The following is a 20,186-nucleotide window of genomic DNA, read 5'->3' on the forward strand; positions in this document are numbered from 1 at the left end:
AGTTTTATAAACCCCTCTCATATGTGCGGAATTTTGTTGGACAACGTACATTGTATAGTTTGTCTACATTTTATAGTATAGAGCACTTTTTACTATAATTGAAATGAGATGATTGTGTGCCTTTTATAAATCGGTTTACGACAACAGTACCTGGTGCCGTCACGTTTACTGGGAATACGCTGGGACTTAGCCCTACATCGCCTGCACCAGGTAATATTTTTGGTACACTTGCTGTGTTTACAACAGTAAATACAGCGTTGCAAGTACCAGGATTCCCAGCGGGGACAACAGATGAGTGGCAATTGAATTCTTCAAGTGCAATTTTAAATCTTCCAGCGGGAAGCAGTGTGTTATATGCAGAATTAGTTTGGGCTGGTACTTTCCGGACTGATACGGAAGATGTTTTACCATTTTTAAATGATAACATTACATTTACAACGCCAGCAGGGACGTTTTCTGTTACGCCAGATCCTGCTACCGCGCAGCAAGGTTCAGTAGGAAACCAGTTTTATTATGCTCGCTCTGCCAATGTAACGAATCTTGTTAGTGCAGGTGGGGGAGGCACATATACAACGGGTGCTGTGCCAGCTGCAAGAACTTCAGCCGACCCAACAATTAGTCGTTCAGCGGGCTGGACGCTTGAGGTTGTGTATCAAAATGCAAGTTTACCACTTCGAAATTTGTCAGTATATGCAGGTCAAGAAATTATTGATGCTTCATCACCACCAGTTGATGCTACTATTTCCGGATTTGCTACGCCAGCTACAGGAGCTGTAACAGGAAGGGTACTTGTAACTGCTCAAGAAGGTGATTCTAACATTTCTGGAGATCAACTTCGCTTTGGACCGAATGCGAGTGCTACAGTTGCATTATTCGGGCCGAGAAACCCTGCAAATAATTTCTTCCAGTCTCAAATTTGTAATGACAGCGGAAATTTAGATACGAGCGGTACATTTGGAGATTTAAATCAGCCGTTAGGGGTAGCTTTGGCTGTCCGAAGACAGGGGTGGGATATTACGAATGTAGATGCCTCCGCATCTTTAGTAAACAATCAAACGTCAGCAACTGTTCGATTTGTTACAAATGGAGATGGATACGCTGCAGCTGGTTTTGGTGTTCAAATTGATGCAACAGGTCCAATTATTAATCCTGTTAAATCGGTCAATAGAACAGTCGCAGGGGTAGGGGATACTCTCACTTATACGATTACGGTCCCAAATACAGGAACAGGAAGTGCAGAAAACGTTGTATTACGTGATAGTATTCCGAGCGGAACGACGTTTGTTGCAGGTAGTGTAACGGTAGGAGGGGTAACACAGCCGAATGCGAACCCTGCTACTGGAATTAATTTAGGTACAATCCCAAATAATACGCAAAGAATTGTTACCTTTCAAGTGCGAATAACATCGTTTCCGAACCCCAATCCTATTCCAAATCGTGCAATGGTATCATATCAATTCCGTCCTTTCGTCGGTAGTCCACTTATTACTAGTATGTCTTCTTCGAATACAGTACAAACGACAGTGAATCAAGCAACTATAAGTATGCAAAAATCTGTAGATCTACAGACGGCAACGCTTAATGATGTATTAACGTACACGGTTAATGTGACGAATAATGGAAACGTTACTGCAAACAATGTTATTTTTGTTGATAGTATTCCTGCAGGAACAACATTTGTAGCAAACAGCGTTACGGTAAACGGAGTAGCACGTCCAGGAGCGAATCCAGCAAGTAGTATTAATCTAGGCAGTATTAATGCTTCGCAAACGACCGTAGTGCGCTTTCAAGTTCGAGTAACATCGAACCCTCTTGTCAATCCAATTCCGAACCGTGCAAGTGCAACATTTACCTTTACTCCAGTGCCTGGTCAACAACCAGTTTCAGGGCAAGCGACAAGTAATACTGTAGTTACGACAATTAATATAGCTGATATAACAACGAGAAAAACAGTGGATAAAGCTTTTGCAACGGTTAACGACGTTCTTACGTACACGGTAACAATTCAAAATACAGGAAATGTACTTGCAACGAACGTTATTTTTCAAGATCCAATCCCAATTGGAACGACATTTATCGCAAATAGTGTGACTGTGGATGGGATTTCACAACCTGGAGCAAATCCAGCGACTGGGTTTACAGTAGCTAATCTATCTCCTGGCGGAAGTAGGACTGTTACATTTCAAGTACGAGTTACATCGACGCCATCAGGAGGTACGATTGCGAATCGCGGAAATGTATCTGCTAATTTCGTCGTTATTCCGAATCAGCCACCGATAACAATTAATAGACAAACGAATACAGTTGTGACACAAGTTAATACAGGCGGTTTAAATGTAATAAAAGAAGTAAATACAACGCAAGCGGCGGTAGGTGATACTTTAACATACACAATTGCCGTCCAAAATACAGGAAACGTTTCGTTAACAAATGTATTTTTCCAAGACGCTATTTCTTCTGCTGTTTCATTTGTTGCAAATTCTGTAACAATTAATGGAGTACCACAAAGTGGATTGAATCCGAATACAGGATTTTCTCTTCCTAATATCCCTGCGGCTCAAACAGTCGTAGTTACATTTGATGTAGTAATTGTACAGGATCCAGAAAATGAAGATATTTTAAATCAAGCAAATGTAACAGCAAGTTTTCAAGTGAATCCGAGTGAACCACCCGTAACAATCAATGTTCCGAGTAACATTGTGAATACAACTGTACAATCAGGTAACTTTGAAGTTGTGAAATCAGTGAATACAGATGTTGCAACTGTAGGGGATGTTTTAGTATATACAATTGAAATCATAAATGCAGGTAGTGTGCCAGCTACGAATGTATTTTTCCAAGATTCAATTCCACAAGGGACATTATTTATTGAAAACAGTGTATTGGTTAATGGTATTTTACAAGAAGGTGCAGATCCAGAACTTGGATTCCCGTTAAATGATTTGCCTACTGGCGCGAATGTAATTGTTTCATTTGAAGTGTTAATTGATGAAATTCCTCAAGGAAACAATGTTGTAAATAATGCGAATGTAACTGGAGATTTCCTTGTAAATCCAACAGAGCCACCGATTACTGTAACAGAACCAAGTAATACTGTTATGACAGTCGTGAATTCTTCAGGGTTAAATGTAATAAAAAGTGTAAGTGCTACTGAAGCCGGTGTAGGAGATACGTTAACGTATACAGTTCGTATACAAAATAGTGGAACAGTAGTAGCGACAAATGTATCATTCCTTGATCCGATTCCAGTTGGAACTACTTTTGTAGCGAATAGTGTAACAATAAATGGGACACCTCAACCAGGTTTGAACCCGACAACTGGATTTCCACTTGCTAATATTCCAGTAGGAGGGATGGTAACAGTTACTTTCCAAGTAACAATCACGAGTGTACCACCAAATAGAGTTCTTCCGAATAATGCGAATGTAACTGCTGATTTCCAAGTAAGTCCTCTCCAGCCACCAATTACAATTGTAACGATTAGTAATATTGTTGTGACGCGAGTGAATGTAGGATCACTTAATATAATGAAGAGTGTAAATACACCACAAGCAGGAGTAGGGGATACGTTAACGTATACGATTCTTATTCAAAATACAGGAACTGTTCCTGCAACGAATATTATTTTTCAAGATCCAATTCCGTCCGGTACTGCGTTTGTAGCAAATAGTGTGACGATAAATGGAGTCGTTCAGCAAGGCGCGAATCCTATGGCAGGTTTCCCAGTACCAAATATTCCGGTCGGGCAAACGGCTACGATTACGTTTCAAGTTACAGTGACGAGTGTTCCGAGCGGTGGAAATGTTAGAAACCAATCGAACGTTACTGCCAGTTTTCTTATAAATCCAGCAAACCCTCCAATAACGACTGTTACAAATAGTAATTTTGTAGTGACGCAAGTAAACACAGCACAGTTAAATATACAAAAATCTTCTTCTGTACAACAAGCAGCACTTGGAGAAATTTACACGTATTCTGTTGTCATTCGAAATAACGGTACAGTAACAGCAACGAATGTCTCTTTCCTTGATCCAATTGCTCCAGAAACAACATTTGTAGCAAATAGTGTAACGATAAATGGAACGCAACAACCAGGATTTGACCCAAATGTTGGTTTTCCGCTTCCTAATATTGCAGCTGGAACATCAGTGACAGTAACGTTCCAAGTTACGGTAGTTGCACCGTCTACACGTGGAGCAGTATTAAATACAGCATCTGCTACAGCCACTTTCTTATTAAATCCTTTACAGCCACCTGTAACAACAACGAACTCAAGTAATACAACGGTAGTTACAATACCATTACCTCCTCCTGGTGAAGTAACAGCAACAAAAACAGTTGACGTTGCAACTGGAGCGGTTGGGGATGTATTAACGTACACTGTGCTCATTTCAAATGTAGGAATTATACCAGTTACAGATGTGTTCTTCCAAGATGTCATCCCAGAAGGAACGACATTTATAGAAGGTAGTGTAACGATAGGTGGAGTGCAGCAACTTGGTTTAAATCCGGAAATAGGATTTACAGTTACTCCATTATTAATCGCTGGTGGAAGTATTGAGATCACATTCCAAGTGACGATTACAGAAATTCCAGATAATGAAGTCATATTAAATGATGCAGACGTTACATTTACTTCACAACCAAATCCGCAAGAACCACCGATTACGGAAACGATATTAACAAATTTAGTCGTTACGACGATTAATATAGCGTTTGTTTTTCCATTGAAACTAGTAGATAAAGAAGTAGCGACTGTAGGGGAAATATTAACGTATGATGTATTGATTTTTAATTTCGGAACAGTGCCAGCGACGAATGTTCAATTTATTGATACGACTTCCGCGGGAGTAGCATTTGTACCAGGAAGTGTGAGCGTAAACGGGGTACCGGCACCAGGGTTAGATCCTTTCATTGGTTTTACAGTTCCCAATATACCTGTAGATGATTTTGTAGTTGTCACATATCAGGAAGTGGTTACAAGCATACCAGAAGGTGGAACGATTGTTAACTTTGTAGACGTTACAGCGACATTCGCTGTAAGTGAAACAGAACCACCGATTACGGAGACGGCGACAAGTAATACGACATTAACAGAAATCAATGAGCCTGGTTTGAATGTTTTAAAATCAGTAAGTCAGCCGGTTGTTGCAGTAGGCGATACAATCACATATACAACAGTAGTTCAAAATACAGGGACAGTGCCAGCAACGAATATTCAATATAGTGATGTACTACCTTCCTCTATAGCATTCGTGCCGAACAGTGTAACGATAGACGGTGTGTTACAACCTGGATTCAATCCGAATAATGGATTCCCGCTTCCAGATATAAACCCAGGTGAAAGTGTAGAAGTCACATTCCAAGTAACTGTTGTTAGTGTTCCGTCAAACGGAACAATTGCCAATACGGCAAATGTAACTGGAAGTTTTGTATTAGTACCAGGAGAACCACCAGTTATAGTAACAGAGCCGAGCAATACAACACTCACAACTGTAAATAGAGGACGCTTTAATGTTATTAAACAAGTAAATAGAGCCGCTACTCTAGTTGGAGATGTATTGACGTATACAGTGCAAATAACGAATACAGGAACAGTAACAGCTAATGATGTTCAGTTTATTGATACCATTTCAGCAGGAGCGTCATTTGTACCAAATAGTGTAACGATAAATGGAGCCCCGCAACCAAACTTAAATCCGATTACTGGATTTGGAGTTGGAGATATACCAGTTGGTGAAACGGTTATAGTGACGTTTCAAGCGACAGTTACAAACATCCCGTCATCAGGAACAATTACGAACGTTGCAAATATAACAGGAAGCTTTACTTTAGTGCCAGGAGAACCACCAGTTGTAGTAACAGAGCCGAGTAATACGACGATAACTAGAGTGAATAGAGGACGATTTAGCGTTATAAAATCTGTAAATAAAGAAGCGACACGTTTAGGAGATACGTTAACGTATAGTGTGCAAGTTACAAATACGGGAACGGTAACAGCAACGAATGTTCAGTTTATCGATTTTCCGTCACCTAGTTTAGAATTCGTTCCTGGAAGTGTACAAATAAATGGGATTCCGCAAGTAGGATTAGATCCATTTGTAGGCTTTTCATTACCGGATCTTGCAGTAGGGGATAGCGTATTAATTACATTTGAAGTAAATGTAATCTCGGTTCCGTCTTCTAGTAGCATTATGAATACAGCGAGAGTAACGGGTGATTTCGAATTGATTCCAGGAGAACCTCCGTCTACAATTACAAATTCAAGTAATACGACGGTTACGCCGGTAAATAGAGGTAGCTTAGATATGCTAAAAGAAGTAGACCATTCAATTGTTGGCGTAGGAGAAACGGTAACGTATACGGTTCGTATATTAAATACTGGTACTGCTGATGCAATGAATGTTCAATTTATCGATGTGCTATCTCAGGAAGCTGATTTCGTTCCAAATAGTGTAACGATAAATGGGGTTCTGCAACCGGGGGTAAATCCGCAAATTGGATTTACGATACCAGATATTCCAGTTGGTGAGACGGCACTTGTAACATATAAAGCTACGATTACAAGTTTTCCGGATAGTGGAACAGTAGTAAACGTTGCTGGAGCGTTAGCAGAATATATTTTAGTACCAGGAGAGCCTCCAGTTACAGTGATGGACACGAGCAATACAGTTATTGTAACGGTAAATACTGCAATCTTATTTGTTGCAAAAGGAGCAAACTTTGAAGTAGCGATGGTAGGGGATGTTGTCACTTACGGAATTGCCGTTATAAATGATAGTACAGTTCCTGTGACCAACATTGTGTTAACGGATATCATTGATCCAAATACGTTATTTATAAATGGCACGGTAACGGTAAATGATGTAGCTCTTCCATTTGCTAATCCAAATACCGGTATTCCATTAGGTGATTTTCAGCCAAATGATGCGGCAATTATTAATTTCCAAGTTGTCATAACAGGAGGGCAAATAAATAATTTAGTCACAAATACTGCTATAGCAAATGGGCTCGCAATTGTAAATCCGAATGAGTTACCAGTAGTAGTGGAAGGTGATAGCAATACAGTTGTTATCCCGTTTATTCCTCAAAATGTCTCAACGACAGTCGTAAAAACGGCAGATTTACAGGCAGCAACGATTGGAGATGTTATTACCTTTACGACAGTTATTACAAATACGGGTGATACTGTCATACAAAATATTCGTTTTCAAGATATGTTAGATAGTAGTGTTCGATTTGTCCTTGGAAGTGTAACGGTTGATAATACACCAGTACCAAATGTAAGCCCGGTATCAGGATTTCTTATAGGGAATTTAAATCCAGGTGAAGCACGAACAGTTTCGTTCCAAGTAGTAGTTCAGAGTGCCCCAAGTGGTTCGGGGAATTATATAAATCAAGCAAGTATTCGTTTCGAACATCAAGTAGGCACAGTGTTACCACCTGTTACACAAATAGTAGAAAGTAATATAGTTGTTATTCCATTTGTTCCAACGATAGAACAAATTTGCGAAACGAATCTTAATTGTTTAGGGAAAATTTCTTTTCAATGTTCTCCGTGTGATCACTTGCAAATAAAGAGAAAATAAATGCAGAAAGAGCATCCTGTAAGAGAAGGATGCTCTTTCTGTATGAATCAAGTAGATTCTTTTTCGGGTGAGCTGAAAAATTCATCAATTTTGTCGGAGAGTAGAAATGGAATAGCTCCTTTTATAACAGAAATGTCCCAGTCCCACCATGAGATATTTTCTAGTTTGTCAATTGTTTCTTGTGGGAAACGATATCGAACAAATTTTGCAGGATTACCAGCTACAATTGCATATGGCGGTACATCCTTTGTAACAACACTCTTTGCGCCAATAATGGCACCGTTACCAATCGTAACACCAGATAAAATGCAGGATTGATAACCAATCCATACATCATTGCCGACTACAATATCACCTTTTGAAGAGGGGTGACCAGTAATATGGGCTCCTTCGCTGAAAAGAGCGTTAAATGGATAAGTCGTTATCCAGTCCGCGCGATGTTCTCCGCCAAGTATGAAAACAACTTCTTCTCCTAATGAACAAAACTTACCTATTTTTAATTTCGTTTCATCATTCCAAGAAAAAATAGTTGGACCTACTTTACTATAAGTATAATCACCGATATCATACTTACTATATTCAGGTTTTTGATTTAAATATAACATGATTCTTCAACCTTCTTTCTCAATCAAGAAATAAGCGTGGAATATTATATGCAAGGTGTAGTAAGGTGACCAGTGTTAATAGGTAAAATAAATAAATGGGAGTGGAATGTATGAGATATGAAATGGGATTATATAATAAACCTTTTCAGTCAATTCAATCAGGAAAAAAAGTGTATGAAGTGCGCTTATACGATAAAAAGCGTCAACTCATAAAACAAGGCGATCATATTGTATTTACGAACCTTACGACAGCAGCAACGATGGTTGTAAAAGTAACGGAGATAAAACGATATAAAAACTTTCAAGCAATGTACGAACAAATTGATAAAAAATTATTGGATTGTGAAAATGATAGTTTAGAGGAAATGTTAGAAAGTACATACAAAATATATACGAAAGAACAAGAACAAAAGTGGGGAACAGTTGCGATCGGTATTGAGGTAATAAAATGACAAGAAATCGCGGCGCGGCTATCATTGTGCAGGAAGGGAAAATTGTTCTTATAAAACGTATCCGAGAAGATGAAACGTACTATGTTTTTCCAGGTGGAGGAATTGAAGAAGGAGAAACACCTGAAGAAGCAACAAAGCGAGAAATTTTTGAAGAATTAGGGGTACATATAAAAGTGGAGCATCTAATTGCAAAGGTGGAGTATAAGAGTACGGAGTATTATTTTAATGCCGATATTGTAGGTGGAGTTTTTGGAAGTGGTAAAGCTGAAGAATTCGAAATGAAAGATAGAGGGATTTATATTCCGTTATGGTTGCCGATATATGAGTTGGAAAAAGTGAATATAAAACCGTATGAAGTGGTTGAAAGTATATTAGAACATTATAAAATATAAGGTCTGACAACATACAAAAAAAACCATTGACATAGTCTTCTGATTTAAGTATTGTATTCGAGTATGTTTATAATCAGGAGGTTTATATGAGCAATCAAACAACTACACATCATGTGAAAATGACAACAGCAGATCCATCTGGAATTGGTCTATTTGGATTAGCGATGGTAACACTTGTAGCATCATCTCAAAAGTTAGGCTTAACAGATGGCGTTTCACTAGTATTACCATGGGCAATCTTTTTAGGAGGATTTGCACAAATCTTTGCTTGCATTCACGATGCAAAGCATAACAATACATTCGGTACAACAGCATTCGGTGCATACGGTCTATTTTGGCTAGGTGTTGGAATGACTTGGTTAATTCAACTTGGAGTATTTGGCGAAAAATTAGCACAAGCTGCAGATTCAAAACAGCTTGGTGTAGCCTTTATCGGATATTTAATTTTCACAATCTTTATGACAATTGGTGCAATGGAAACACATAAAGTATTATTTATGATTTTCGTCCTTATTGATTTCTTATTTATCGGTCTTTCATTAAGTACTTTAGGTGTTATGCCGCATGCAATGCATAATTTAGCAGCATATTCTGAACTTCTTATTTCATTATTATCTTTCTATGGTTCAGCAGCAGCAGTGTTAAACACACACTTTGGTAAAGTTGTTTTACCAGTTGGAAAGCCGTTTGGTATTTTTAAAAAGTAATAAAAAGCACAGATGATTGTATAGTCATCTGTGCTTTTTTATATGAATAAATAAAAATAAAAAATACAATTGAAATTGATTCTCATTATTAATATAATGAGAATGAGAATCATTTATTGAAAGAGGGGGATGCCAAAGTGGCGAAAATTTTAATAGCTTATGCAAGTATGTCAGGAAATACAGAGAGTATTGCTGATTTAATTAAAGTTAGTTTAGATGCTTTTGATCATGAAGTAGTATTGCAAGAAATGGAAGGCATGGATGCTGAAGAATTATTAGCTTATGATGGAATCATTTTAGGATCTTATACGTGGGGAGATGGGGAATTACCATTTGAAGCGGAAGATTTCCATGATGACTTAGAAAATATAGATTTATCAGGGAAGAAAGTAGCGGTATTCGGATCAGGTGATACGGCGTATGAACTATTTTGTGAAGCGGTAACGATATTTGAAGAAAGACTTGTAGAGCGCGGTGCAGAGCTTGTACAAGAAGGGTTGAAAATCGAACTAGCTCCAGAAGATGAAGAGGATGTTGAAAAATGCAGTAATTTTGCAATTGCATTTGCTGAGAAGTTCTAAGAATGGGAGTGTCAACGTGGAGACAATGTTAAGTGCGACCGCTATTACAAAGTTAAGAGATGGAAAGCTTATGTTAGCTACTACATATAATGGTTTATTTATTGAACAAGACGGAGAATGGAAACAAATTTTAAATGGTTTTCAAAAACGAATTAGGGATTTACATAGCGAAGATAATGTAGTGTATGGTGTAGGTGACGAAGGAATTTTTATTCGTAGTATGAATGGTGGAGAGAATTGGACGGTTCAACGTTTTCCAACAAAGGCAACGAGTTGGAACGTGTGTAGTAATATAGAAGGAACTGTCATTGCTCATGGAGATAAAACGTTGTATCATTCGAATGATTTTGGTTCGACATGGGAAACCATTCATCCATTTCTTGAATATGGTGGCGGAGCACCATCTATTCGATCGTTGTTTTTATATAAACATTACTTATTTATCGGTACGAAAATACATGCTAAATATGGTGGTGTTTGGCTCTTTAATTTGGAGACACGTAAGTTAAAGAGGATTAAAATCGTAATGAATCAGATGATTTCAGCGTTGACGTTACACAATTCTTATTTAGTAGCAGCCAGTGGGTCGTGCAAGGGGATTAGCGGTAATATTTCTTTTTGTAAAATAGATGAAAGTATAGAGAGTGAAAAAACATATTGGCACACATGTCAAAGTGAGCAAAAAGCAAGTAGCTATTTAGACTTAAGTGTAGATCAACATGTGCTATATACAACGTCAACGCAAAATAAGGCGGGGATTAGTACCGTTTGTCGTGTACTTCTAGAAGAAGGAATTGTTACAGTATGTGACTCAGTTAAAGGGCATGGTTGGCGCATCGTGAACGAAAAAGAAGGCTATGTTGTAGCTGGATCAGGTGAATCAAAAGCAATGCAATGGAAGAAAAAAGTTGTATAGTAAAAAAAACTTTGCTTTTATTATATTGATATGATATATTATATTTAAACCATTTTACTTTTAATAATATAGAGATTTAAATGAGCTGTAACTTCCGAGGAGGATAGCAATGTTAAATCTCCTCAGAGTTGCAGTTTTTTTAATGTCTGACTTATTTTTGTAAAGTGGTTGAAAATGAATATGTACATATAGGTACATTGTAGGAGGATTTTTTTCATGCAAAACGGTAAAGTAAAATGGTTTAACTCAGAAAAAGGTTTCGGATTCATCGAAGTTGAAGGCGGAGAAGACGTATTCGTACATTTCTCAGCTATCCAAGGCGAAGGCTTCAAAACTTTAGAAGAAGGTCAAGAAGTTACTTTCGAAGTAGAACAAGGTAACCGTGGACCTCAAGCTACTAACGTTAACAAGAAGTAATTGTGGAAAAAAGAAGGGCTTGCCCTTCTTTTTTTTTTGCGTTTTAATTGAAGAACCTCCTATGTACATAGCATAATGAGATTGAATTTTCGTTTTTTAGATGAAGTATTACATGCATAAAGTGTATGAATAAATAAATACTGAAAATAAAGTATGTGTGTGAAAAGGAATGTAGAAAGAGGTAAATAAATTGGAAAACGCTACACATTTTATTGTGTTTGATATAGAGAGAAATTTTAGGCCATATAAATCAGAAGATCCGTCAGAGATAGTTGATATCGGAGCTGTAAAAATAGAAGCAAGTACAATGAAGATAATTGGAGAATTTTCGGAGTTAGTAAAACCCGGTGCACGACTTACTCGTCATACGACAAAATTAACGGGAATTACAAAGAAAGATTTAATGAATGTAGAGAAATTTCCGCAAATTATAGAGAGATTTATTCAGTTTATCGGAGAAGATTCTATATTTGTTACATGGGGAAAAGAAGATTATCGATTTCTATCTCATGATTGTACGTTACATGCTGTAGAATGCCCTTGTATGGAAAAAGAAAGAAGAATTGATTTACAAAAATTTGTTTTTCAAGCGTATGAAGAATTGTTTGAGCATACACCAAGTTTACAATCTGCAGTAGAACAGCTCGGTTTAATATGGGAAGGGAAGCAGCACCGTGCTTTAGCGGATGCTGAGAATACAGCGAACATACTTCTTAAAGCATATAGCGAGAGAGATATTACTAAAAGATATAAAAGACATGGTGAACTCGAGCTTGTAAAGGACGGAAAACTAACAGAAAAAGCGAAAAAAAAGATGCGAAAATGGGTATTTAAAGAAATGAGAAAAAATACTGAGCGTCCTTTCGTTTGGAGTACATTTGAAAGTAGCGACACGTGGGAAAGTATAACGGAAAGATATTATATAAGTGAACCAACAATAGAACTTCTGAAAAAACATTTTCGTACGGCGGTTCGAAAAGCGGAAAGGCAGATTAGGTATTTGGCTGAGATGGAGAAGAATGCAGAGGTTAAATGACATTCTTCTCTATTTCTAGCTACATAAATTTACTGTCATTGTATTGATGGATGAATAAAGTATTCATATAAATAGGAATTGATTTGTTGTGCTACTTTGAAATTTAAGGTGTGGTAAGAAATTTTTTAATATATTCATAAAATTAGAGCCCATAGAAATGAAAGAGGGTAAAGTTGAATGGAAGCAATCTTTAACATTGTAACAGTTTTAGTTTTTGGGATAATATTTACCACGCTATTAGCGGTAATTACACTTCCTTTCATAGCACAGAAGAAGAATTGGAAAAGGCTTAATATATCTTTAAATCGTGGTGTATTAAAGATTAAAATAGAAGAGTAAGCTAAGAGTCTTATATATATGGGAGGTGTGATAGTGATAGACTTGGATATTAACGATGTTACCGTACAGATGGAATTAAACGGAGTCTTTTGGAATGAGGATGGGATTGCTGAAATGACGGTGACTACAAAAGAAGAACATTCTCTTATTCTTCGTCTAGTAGTTGATTTAGAAAGGAAAACGATTAGGGCGACGAGTGCTGAAATAGTGAATGGATTCTGTCCTCTGTGTAAACAGAAAAGGAACGAATGTAGTGAACTTAATGACTTACAAAATAAAATGGAAATTTTAGAAGAGGCCTACGATTGGGTGAGAGAGCATCCGGAATATCGTTTTCAGTTATCCTTTTACGAGTACAATAAGTTTGAGGTAGTGAAGTGAAATTTTCACTTGAACAACATACATAGTGACTAAAAGAACTCGGTCCACTAAAAATATTGAAGAAGATACTTTTAATGGAAATGAGCTTGTACAACAAGGAAGCGATATACTTAATACTGCAACAAATGTCTTCTTGAATCAAAAATAAACATATTTTGTTATAAAGCAGAAAAACCGATTCTTAGTAGAATCGGTTTTTAATATAAATGAAAACTATGCCCCAAATAAAAGAGCGCTTATTAAAAGCGCCCAGTAAAAACAGTTAAATAGAAGAATTTATTCAATCCCGTTCGGATCATAAGAATACTGCTGCTTATTCTCAATCCGCTCAATTACGTCTTGCAACTCGTCTGGCTTCAGAAACTCAATTGGAGAGAAGCCTTTCTCAAATGTAAGTGTATCAGCCTCAATCATTAATACGTATCGGTCATTTACCTTTGCGATATGTATTTGATCCCCGAAATCAGCAAGTAGGGCCTTTACAGAGATATGATCTGCTTTTAGCTTTAATTCCACTTCAGGCGCATGCTCGACGATTTGAGCGGTAGCTTCCATTACTTCTTCGGTTGAAAATTGTTCCATAATTTCGCGTTTCGGACTGGCAGCCCATACTTCCATTGCTTGGTCGAATTGTTCGCGTTCTTCCGTACCTTCTTCAAATACATCTTCAATTTGGTCATATACCATGTCCATTACTTGTGTTTTCATAATTTCAGGCATAGAGCGTTCGTATTCGACGAATTTTAAGAAGTCTTCAAAGTAACGGGCGTGTGATGCTTGGTGAATCTTTAGCTCGCCCACTTCGACCATACCTTCTTCGGGCATGTACGGATATTGGATAGATTTCATATTTTTTGTTGTGATGGCCATTTCAACGTTACGAATTAGTGTGGATTCATCGGAAATAGAAGCGACTTTTGGCTCGAAGTCACATTTCATAACGAAGACGAATGGATCATCAAAGTATTTGCGTAGTTTTGCTTGCGCAATTAAAAATACACCACCGCGCACAGCACTTGTGTCAAGATATGTATAAACGAGAGGTTCGCTCATATCTTTGAAGTTTTCCTTCGTTTCCGCAAAGCGGATGCGATTAAATAAGTTGTAATGAGGATTTGAATCAAGTTCGTGCCCTTCTTCTACAATAAAGCGACCGATCTTTGTCGGAGCTTGTTCTGTTTTCGCATGACGTTCTACTTTTCTCTTTGAAATTTTTAATAATTCTCCATTCAAAAATTCTTTTAAGGAGCTATCTTCATATTCTTCAGCGTCTAATGTTTGAAAATGTTTGTAGCGTTTATCAACAGCTTCGCCTTTTCCTTCTACTTGTACAACATAAAAGGAAAGATAATTTATTTCAAAATCCATATTTATCACCTTGTTTCATTTCATTAACTCTTATCAGTATAGAGATGGAAAAAACTTTCGTCAATTTATATAAGGAAGGGGAAGCCCCCTTCCTTCATATATTTTTTATTTTCGAAATTAAAATCCGTCTTCTAATGCTGAAAATGGAATGTTCAGTCTGTTTTCTACTGTACGTAAACGTTGGTTTAAGCGGTTTAATCTACGTGTATGACGTTCAACCGTGTTTTCTAATTGACGTACTCTTTGTTCAAGCTCATTTACTCGTCTTTCTAATTGACGGTTTCCAGCACCAGGAAAAGAGATTGGAAGTTGGAATTGTCGAGTTTGATCATATGGATTAACTTGTTCTACTGGATCTATATATTGTTGGTATTGTGCTTGTAAATCATATTGAGGTTGATAACCAGTTTGGTTATATGGATCGTATGGATTGTAGGGGTACATAAAAACATCCTCCATTTCTTTAAAATAGGTTAATTCACCATAATGTATGTGTAAAAGCGGAGTGTGGCACGGCAAATACCTATTTATGTTCACAGGATGTTTTTTATAAATACGAATATGGAGTTTTACATTTGTATTTCGTTCGTTTTATGGTATATACTGGATAATAGGGAGAGGTTACGTAAAGGTTACAATTCTATCAAACTCAAACTTTTATGTAAATATATATAGACATTTGGAAAAGAAAAGAGTAATTTATATAGAGTAAAAAATAACTTGTAACAATTTATAAATATATTGTAAAATGATTGTAACAAAACATACATAAAAATGAAATAATACATAAAAGTAGTATTGGGGAAAAGGGGAGAGTATATTGTTCCGTAAAGTAAAGGGTATATTAGTTGGGGTTTTATGTGTAGCTGTAGTGAGTGGCTGTGGTACAAAAGTAAGTGATGTTGCATTAGTAAGTGATATTGGTGGCCACACGGTAGAGGCTAAAGCAGAAGTACAGGATTCTATTAGTTTAGTAGATGGGCGTACAGGTACGGAAGTAAAAAAGTTAGATTTGTCGAGTCTAGGTTATTTTGAAGATGAAGCGAAATTTAAAAAATCAGTTGAGAAGGTTGCTAGGGAAGTTGGGAAAAATGTTGACAAAAAGATGGTCCCTTCACGTCTAGGATCTGATGGAAGTTGGCAAGAAGGGAAACCTTCTTATGAATTAATGGAAAAAGAATTAGTAGATAAATTATTAAACGTAGGTATGTGGGATTCTTCCTATCAATTACCTATTGTTGAGAAGAAGCCTACTGCAACATTAAGTGATGCGCAAGGAAGTGGTACGGTAATTGGTAGATATGAAACGAATTTAGGTGGCTCAACAGGTGGCCGTATTGAAAATATTCGTTTATCAGCAGCGAGCATAAATGGAGTTGTATTAGCAAAAGGAGACCGTTTCTCTTTCAATGCATTAATTGGTGATACAACGCCAGATAAAGGATATCAATTAGGAAAAGAAATTGTAGATGGTAAATTAGTAGATGGATATGGCGGTGGTGTTTGTCAAACATCATCAACATTATACAATGCGGCAGATCAAGCTGGTTTGAAAATGGTAGAGAGAACAACACATTCTAAAACGGTAGGTTACGTTCCACAAGGAAGAGATGCTACAATTGCATATCCATACTTAGACTTAGTGTTTGAAAATACGAATGATGCACCTGTGAAGCTTTATATGGGCATTCAGGGCGGAAAGTTAGTTGCTGAAGTACATAAAATGCGATAAGAATTAGAACAGACTATTTTTGTAAAGTCACCTTTTCTGAAAGTTAGAAGAGGTGACTTTTTATTATGAACATAAAAATAAGTGTAAATTCTGACTTTTCTTATTTACATAGGATGATTTTAGTTGTATCCTTCATAGTAACGGTTATATGTAATGGAAGAATATTGGGATAAGGAGATGGAGTTATTTATGGTACAGATTCATCCGAAAACACGTATTGGTCATGTTGAATTTAAGGTGATAGATTTAGAACGTCAAATTGCCTTTTATGAGAATGTTGTAGGCTTAGAAGTAATTAAGCAAGAGGGGAATAAAGCATATTTATCTGGAAAAGGTGGAAAGAATACATTACTTGTTCTTGAAAAGTTAGAGGACGGGGTACTGCAAGAGCCGCGTACGACTGGTATATATCATGTAGCCTTTTTAGTTCCGACTCGTGAGGCTTTTGCGTCGGCATTATTTGGTGTGATTCGTAATAAGAATGTAATTGATAGTCCGGCTGAGCAAGAGGGACGTTATACATATTCAAATGAAATTTTACCAATTTCAAGGTTTAATAGCGCGAGTGATCATACGTATAGCGAAGCGTTTTATTTACAAGACTTAGAGGGAAATGGTATTGAAATTTATGCGGATCGTCCGCGCGATCAATGGGGAGAAGGGCCAGGAGGAAGTACCCCGCTTGATTTAAAAGAACTAGCAACGCTTGTTGATTATGAGTTTGATGGATTACCTGCTAATACTGTCGTTGGACATGTACATTTACGAATAGCTAATGTAGAAGAGTCACATGACTTTTATGTAGATACAGTAGGCTTTGAAGTGCAGCAACGTGAAGATGACTGCTTATTCATTTCTGCAGGAGGATATCATCACCATATAGGCGCAAATACGTGGAACGGAGTAAATAACCCGCATTCACCAGCACATGCAACTGGACTTAAGGTATATACGATTGTATTACCGCATAAAGAAGCGTTAGATGAAGTGAAAGAAAGATTAATAGAAAAACAACATGGAATAAATGAGATTTTAACTGGATTTACTGTAGTAGACCCGAGTGGTATTACAGTACAGTTTGAAATAGAAACAGCATAAAAGAAGTCGGAAGGTGTATAATTACCTTCCGATTTCTTTTTGATACGTAATCCAGGTAGCACAAGGATTGAAAGGAACGGATTTTAATATCTCCATTGCATATATACTTGTTGAATCGAATTCACCTTGAATGAAGGAATAACCGTGTTTACTTGCATACATAGCTTGTTTGAAAACGAGCAATTTCAGTAAAGATATATCGTCTATAGTGTGAGTCCCACACCATCCTAGTTCTACCGTATTATCCTTTTCTGATGTATGGAGGAAAGAGTATACCATAATTTGATGCTCTTCATTTATAATGAGAAAGCTCCCATCTAGTAGTACGTCATCAGCTAAAATCATCTCTTGCCAAGTTTGTAGTGGGAATGAGGCAACGGGATTTGCTAGGTGGGTTTGCTCATAATTTTCTTTTACTAAGTAGGCTAGTTTTTCTAATAAATTATTATTTGATACGATGTTCGATAAAGTTTGTACATGATAATTTGAATTAGGGACTATATCGATAGAAACTATTTTTTGTAAGTCTAATATCGGCATATATGTTCTTCGAATTTCCGTAAAATTATGTTCTTCAAAAAACGTTTTTAAATGAGCTGATGTTTCCCATATAGAGGTTTGTAATGGGAGTTTAAAGTTTTCTCGCTTTTGAATCTCGTTTAATAAAAATTCTTCAATGTGTAGCTCTGCATAGAAAGGATTCGTATATATTCGAAAGTATGTGCAGTATGGATGGAAGTTACTGCCCCAGGTGAAAAAGATGCCTACTACATCTTTTTTATAGTAGGCAACATACGCACATTTTGTTTTATTATCTCGTAATAAGTGAAATACGTACGATTCTTCATTGTATAAATCAATAAGTTGTTTTACTTGTAGCTCATTACTTCTACTATACTTCTCTATAACAAGGTTATTTTCATTGGAGGACTTCTTCATAGCTCAATCCAAAATCTTCTTACTACATTCCCATCTTCCTCAATGAAATCATCATCACGAACCCCGCCGTTATGTAAAATTGTTTTTTCTGAAGCAGTATTTACTGCATCGCAAACGACAAGTGCTCTCGTGATGTTTAATTTCTTAGTTTTTTCTAGGGATAATTCTAATAACTTCGTAGCGTAACCTTTTCTTCTTTCAGAAGGGCGAATGCCATAACCGATATGACCGCCAGCGTTAAATAAATGTTCGGTTAAACTATGGCGTATATTAACAGCTCCTACAATTCTATTATGATCTGTAACGAGCCAATATGTAGAGTCTGGTACCCAAGATTCAGGAAGGTTTACTCCGTTATGTGCATCGAGTAGTTCTTGCACCATAGCTGGGAAGTTAGAAGGGTCCTTTGTAATAACCCACGGAATCATCGTTTCACCGCTATCTTTCCATTCGTTATAAAAATCTAAGTATTCGTCTTGTAAATCGGTAGTAGGTGTAAGCAAAGAGACGTTCATTGTGAGTAAGCTCCTTTATTTATGTAGTATGTATAAAAAAATCACGACATGAAATGAAAACGTTTTCTTAATTTTCTCAACCTCATTTCATGTTATCCACCTTTGTTTTTTCAAGAAAATGAGTGGATGTTTAAAATTAGAAGTTATTTATTTTATGTTAATATTTAAAATATTAACATAAAATGGCCTAGGTATTAAGTGTATTTTAGTAAAATTCCTTCATATCGATACATGGATGTGTGTGATAATTTTTATTTTATCTATCTATAATGAATGAAAGGGGGAAGGGCTCGTGAGTGTAAATATTGATTTCATTATACGAATCGGTGTTGCTGGTTTGTTAGGGGCAATAATCGGTATTGAAAGGGAAATTCGATCAAAAGAAGCGGGCTTAAAAACACATTTCCTAGTAGCGGTAGGAAGTGCTTTAATAATGGTCGTTTCGAAATATGCTTTTTCAGATATTATGAATGAAGATCATATGGCACTAGATCCGAGTCGTATTGCAGCGCAAGTTGTTAGTGGAGTAGGTTTTTTAGGTGCAGGTACAATTATTATTCAAAAGCAGGCGGTGAAAGGATTAACGACAGCAGCTGGTTTATGGGCTACAGCAGGAATTGGATTAGCAATTGGTGCTGGTATGTATGTAGTAGGAATTGGAGCGACGATTCTCGTTTTAATTGGTTTAGAGATTGTAAGTCGTATTTTTAAGGTGCAATTTTTATTTCCGCAAAATATAATGGTGCAAATGTGTATAAATAAACGTGAAGCAGTACAACAAATATTAGAAACACTTCATATGAAAGGCATTCCAATACTTTCATATGAAGTGGAAGCTTCACAGCAAGGGATAGAAATTGTTTATAAGGTAGGGATGCAACTGAAAAATATATCGTCAGAAGAAAAGAATGAGTTTATTCAGCATATGCAAACATTACCAGAAGTTACATTCATAAAGTTAAAATCATAGTTTTGAAAACGAGGATAGATGTAGCGGGAATTTCGCTATTATCTATCTTTTTTTGATATAAAACGCACATAAAGTCAAGTGTTAATTTTGCATGGTATGGATACACGTGTGAACGTTACCTTATTTTTTCTCAATACAGTATAAAAAGT

The 20,186-nt window shown here is 36.7% G+C and carries 18 protein-coding genes; 13 read left to right on the forward strand and 5 right to left on the reverse strand.

The window, feature by feature from the left end:
• Positions 1–116 precede the first annotated feature (116 nt).
• Complete coding sequence (locus QCI47_RS10170) at positions 117–7,589, forward strand: DUF7507 domain-containing protein (protein WP_353811768.1); 7,473 nt, start codon at positions 117–119, stop codon at positions 7,587–7,589.
• 47 nt (positions 7,590–7,636) lie between these two features.
• On the opposite strand, the gene QCI47_RS10175 is transcribed toward QCI47_RS10170, so the two are convergent.
• A complete protein-coding gene (locus QCI47_RS10175; protein ID WP_000966320.1) occupies positions 7,637–8,194 on the reverse strand; it encodes a CatB-related O-acetyltransferase in 558 nt (185 codons plus the stop codon).
• Between the two features lie 110 nt (positions 8,195–8,304).
• Here QCI47_RS10175 and QCI47_RS10180 point away from each other — a divergent pair, with 110 nt between their 5' ends.
• From QCI47_RS10180 to QCI47_RS10220, 9 genes are all read left to right on the forward strand, one after another.
• Positions 8,305–8,646, forward strand: a complete 342-nt coding sequence (locus tag QCI47_RS10180) for an ASCH domain-containing protein (protein ID WP_061131696.1) — start codon at positions 8,305–8,307, stop codon at positions 8,644–8,646.
• Complete coding sequence (locus QCI47_RS10185) at positions 8,643–9,038, forward strand: NUDIX hydrolase (RefSeq protein WP_353811769.1); 396 nt, start codon at positions 8,643–8,645, stop codon at positions 9,036–9,038. Before QCI47_RS10180 ends, QCI47_RS10185 begins: the two co-directional genes overlap by 4 nt.
• Before the next feature lie 86 nt (positions 9,039–9,124).
• Positions 9,125–9,745 carry an acetate uptake transporter gene (locus QCI47_RS10190; protein ID WP_000070938.1) on the forward strand — a complete coding sequence of 207 codons (621 nt, stop codon included), beginning with the start codon at positions 9,125–9,127 and terminating at the stop codon, positions 9,743–9,745.
• Positions 9,746–9,882: 137 nt separating this feature from the next.
• Complete coding sequence (locus tag QCI47_RS10195) at positions 9,883–10,326, forward strand: flavodoxin (RefSeq protein ID WP_001062756.1); 444 nt, start codon at positions 9,883–9,885, stop codon at positions 10,324–10,326.
• A 16-nt stretch (positions 10,327–10,342) separates the two neighbouring features.
• A complete protein-coding gene (locus QCI47_RS10200; protein WP_000449509.1) occupies positions 10,343–11,242 on the forward strand; it encodes a WD40/YVTN/BNR-like repeat-containing protein in 900 nt (299 codons plus the stop codon).
• A gap of 216 nt (positions 11,243–11,458) precedes the next feature.
• Positions 11,459–11,659 carry a cold shock-like protein CspB gene (gene cspB / locus QCI47_RS10205; protein WP_001179150.1) on the forward strand — a complete coding sequence of 67 codons (201 nt, stop codon included), beginning with the start codon at positions 11,459–11,461 and terminating at the stop codon, positions 11,657–11,659.
• Between the two features lie 190 nt (positions 11,660–11,849).
• Positions 11,850–12,695: an exonuclease gene (locus QCI47_RS10210; protein ID WP_095842756.1), complete on the forward strand. Its 846-nt coding sequence runs from the start codon at positions 11,850–11,852 to the stop codon at positions 12,693–12,695.
• Positions 12,696–12,872: 177 nt separating this feature from the next.
• On the forward strand, positions 12,873–13,034 hold the full coding sequence (locus QCI47_RS10215; protein ID WP_000387292.1) for a hypothetical protein: 162 nt from the start codon (positions 12,873–12,875) through the stop codon (positions 13,032–13,034).
• 33 nt (positions 13,035–13,067) lie between these two features.
• Positions 13,068–13,415: a hypothetical protein gene (locus tag QCI47_RS10220; protein WP_000566120.1), complete on the forward strand. Its 348-nt coding sequence runs from the start codon at positions 13,068–13,070 to the stop codon at positions 13,413–13,415.
• Between the two features lie 276 nt (positions 13,416–13,691).
• Here the strand turns inward: QCI47_RS10220 and QCI47_RS10225 are convergent, their stop codons facing one another.
• Both QCI47_RS10225 and QCI47_RS10230 read right to left on the reverse strand, forming a co-directional pair.
• Positions 13,692–14,783 (reverse strand): DUF3900 domain-containing protein, encoded by a 1,092-nt coding sequence (locus QCI47_RS10225; RefSeq protein ID WP_000345047.1) that lies wholly within the window; start codon positions 14,781–14,783, stop codon positions 13,692–13,694.
• A gap of 117 nt (positions 14,784–14,900) precedes the next feature.
• Positions 14,901–15,242, reverse strand: coding sequence for a hypothetical protein (locus QCI47_RS10230; protein ID WP_001997954.1), 342 nt, complete (start codon positions 15,240–15,242; stop codon positions 14,901–14,903).
• A gap of 361 nt (positions 15,243–15,603) precedes the next feature.
• On the opposite strand from QCI47_RS10230, the gene QCI47_RS10235 reads away from it, so the two are divergent.
• A complete protein-coding gene (locus QCI47_RS10235; protein ID WP_000488988.1) occupies positions 15,604–16,515 on the forward strand; it encodes a VanW family protein in 912 nt (303 codons plus the stop codon).
• Between the two features lie 189 nt (positions 16,516–16,704).
• A complete protein-coding gene (locus QCI47_RS10240) occupies positions 16,705–17,613 on the forward strand; it encodes a VOC family protein (protein ID WP_071741765.1) in 909 nt (302 codons plus the stop codon).
• A 21-nt stretch (positions 17,614–17,634) separates the two neighbouring features.
• Here the strand turns inward: QCI47_RS10240 and QCI47_RS10245 are convergent, their stop codons facing one another.
• Together QCI47_RS10245 and QCI47_RS10250 are read right to left on the reverse strand one after the other, a co-directional pair.
• Positions 17,635–18,552, reverse strand: a complete 918-nt coding sequence (locus tag QCI47_RS10245) for a GNAT family acetyltransferase (protein WP_220778496.1) — start codon at positions 18,550–18,552, stop codon at positions 17,635–17,637.
• A complete protein-coding gene (locus QCI47_RS10250) occupies positions 18,549–19,067 on the reverse strand; it encodes a GNAT family N-acetyltransferase (RefSeq protein ID WP_074543553.1) in 519 nt (172 codons plus the stop codon). The genes QCI47_RS10245 and QCI47_RS10250 overlap by 4 nt, the downstream gene beginning before the upstream one ends.
• A gap of 292 nt (positions 19,068–19,359) precedes the next feature.
• Here QCI47_RS10250 and QCI47_RS10255 point away from each other — a divergent pair, with 292 nt between their 5' ends.
• Positions 19,360–20,037 carry an MgtC/SapB family protein gene (locus QCI47_RS10255; protein WP_000115697.1) on the forward strand — a complete coding sequence of 226 codons (678 nt, stop codon included), beginning with the start codon at positions 19,360–19,362 and terminating at the stop codon, positions 20,035–20,037.
• Positions 20,038–20,186 lie beyond the last annotated feature (149 nt).

Source organism: Bacillus cereus group sp. RP29 (genome assembly GCF_040459765.1).
In the GTDB taxonomy this organism is placed as follows: domain Bacteria; phylum Bacillota; class Bacilli; order Bacillales; family Bacillaceae_G; genus Bacillus_A; species Bacillus_A paranthracis.